The sequence below is a fragment of the Micromonospora sp. CPCC 206061 genome (genome assembly GCF_036906915.1).
GTDB lineage: Bacteria > Actinomycetota > Actinomycetes > Mycobacteriales > Micromonosporaceae > Phytohabitans.
In genome coordinates, this window is record NZ_JBAKHX010000189.1 from 1 (window position 1) to 1852 (window position 1852).

Genomic DNA, 1852 nt, shown 5'->3' on the forward strand with positions numbered 1-1852 from the left:
GCGTTTGCCCAGCTCAACCCCTAAACTCCAGCACACGTGTGACTACGAACTGCGGAACCCGGGCGCCGCACTCGCCCGAGATGGTCGACATGATCAACCGGGCGCTCGACGAGGGCGGCATGCACGGCCTCGGACTCAACGTGGATGACTGCCGCAAGACGTGCGAGGAGCTCCGGGCGCAGGGCGTGCAGTTCATCCAGGAGCCGGAGGAGCGTCCATACGGGGTGGAGGCGGTCGTCCGCGATAACTCGGGCAACTGGATGGTCCTGGTCGAACCGCGCGAATACACGGCCGCCGACTTCAACTGATCGCCGGCCCGGCCCGGCCGTGCGGAGGGCAGGCACGGCACCCCGTACCCCACTAGCATCGGCCCGTGGTTCTCCGGACGGTGCTCGCACTTGGCGTGGTCGCGGCGCTGCTGCCGGCGTGTGGCGGCGGATCCGGCGGCGGCGACCCGTCGCCACCGGCCACGGCCGCCACGTCGGCCGCGCCGGGCGGCAGGGACGCGCTCGGTGCCGCGCCCACCACCAAGACCCCGAAGCCCACGGCCGGGCCGGCCAATGGCACGCTCCGCGCGGGCAACCCCAACGGCAAGGCAGCGGTACCGGCCGAGGCGCGCGCCGTCGACACCTCCAAGCCCAACAGGGTCGTCGGCGACGGTACGCCTGCCAGCTGCACCGGCAAGGCCGTGGCGACCGCAGTCGCCGCGGGCGGCGTGATCACGTTCTCGTGCGGGCCCGCCCCGATCACGATCACGATGACGCAGACCGCCAAGGTCAAGAACTCGGCCAAGAAGGTCGTGCTCGACGGTGGCGGCAAGGTCACGCTCAGCGGGGCCGGCAAGCGCCGCATCCTGTACATGAACACCTGCGACGACGCCCAGGGCCCGCCGCCCGGCGACTGCACCAACCAGGACCACCCGCAGCTCACCGTGCAAAATTTGACCTTTGCGAGCGGCAGCTCCATCGGCGCCGACCCCGATCCCGAGGTCACCAACGGCGGCGGCGGAGGAGCGCTCTACGTGCGCGGCGGGCGGCTGAAGGTGGTCAACTCGCGGTTCGTCAAGAACAGGTGCGACTCCGGCGGGCCCGATCTCGGCGGCGCGGCCATCCGGGTGCTCGACCAAAATCGAGACCTGCCCGTGTACGTGGTCAGCAGCACCTTCGGCGGCGCTGCCGGCCAGGGCGGGGCCTGCTCGAATGGCGGCGCCCTCAGCAGCATCGGCGTCTCGTGGGTGATCCTCAACAGCCTGTTCAGCCACAACGAGGCCATCGGGTACGGCGCCAACGAGGCCGCCAACGGCACCCCCGGCGGCGGCAACGGCGGCGCGATCTACTGCGACGGCAACACGTTCACGCTGCGCATCGCCGGCACCCTCATGGAACGCAACCACGCCCGCGAGGGAGGCGGGGCCATCTTCTACGTCAGCAACGACCGCAGCGGCACCCTGCGCATCGAAAGCTCAACCCTCCGCCGCAACCCCAGCGACGAGTTCGAAACCCTCCCCGGCATCTTCTACCGAGCCAAGGGCTCCGCCCAACTGGTGAACTCCAAGGTCACCTAACCCACGCCCCCGCCCACCCCAGCGCGCCGCCCCGCCTGGCGCCCCGCCCCCGCCGCGGCCCGGGCCGTGCGGCCATGCGCCACGCGGCGATCACGGCGCATCATCCCGCTCGCGTGCCTCGCGTGCCACGAGGTCTACAACCCGCGGACCGCGCGCAGATCAAGGGAAACCTCACCGATCAAGGCCAAACGCACGCGGTGTTGAGATCAAACCGCGTGCGTTTGGCCTGAGACGAAACTCGGCCCAGCCACGTGTGCGGCAGCGTCCCGGCGGAGCCGGGACTTCGGG

2 protein-coding genes are annotated in these 1852 nt (G+C 70.8%); both read left to right on the forward strand.

What is annotated here, in order from left to right; genetic code table 11:
* Window positions 1–80 precede the first annotated feature (80 nt).
* Complete coding sequence (locus V6V89_RS41250) at window positions 81–308, forward strand: VOC family protein (protein WP_334625190.1); 228 nt, start codon at window positions 81–83, stop codon at window positions 306–308.
* Between the two features lie 65 nt (window positions 309–373).
* Complete coding sequence (locus V6V89_RS41255) at window positions 374–1564, forward strand: hypothetical protein (RefSeq protein WP_334625191.1); 1191 nt, start codon at window positions 374–376, stop codon at window positions 1562–1564.
* Window positions 1565–1852: the final 288 nt, after the last annotated feature.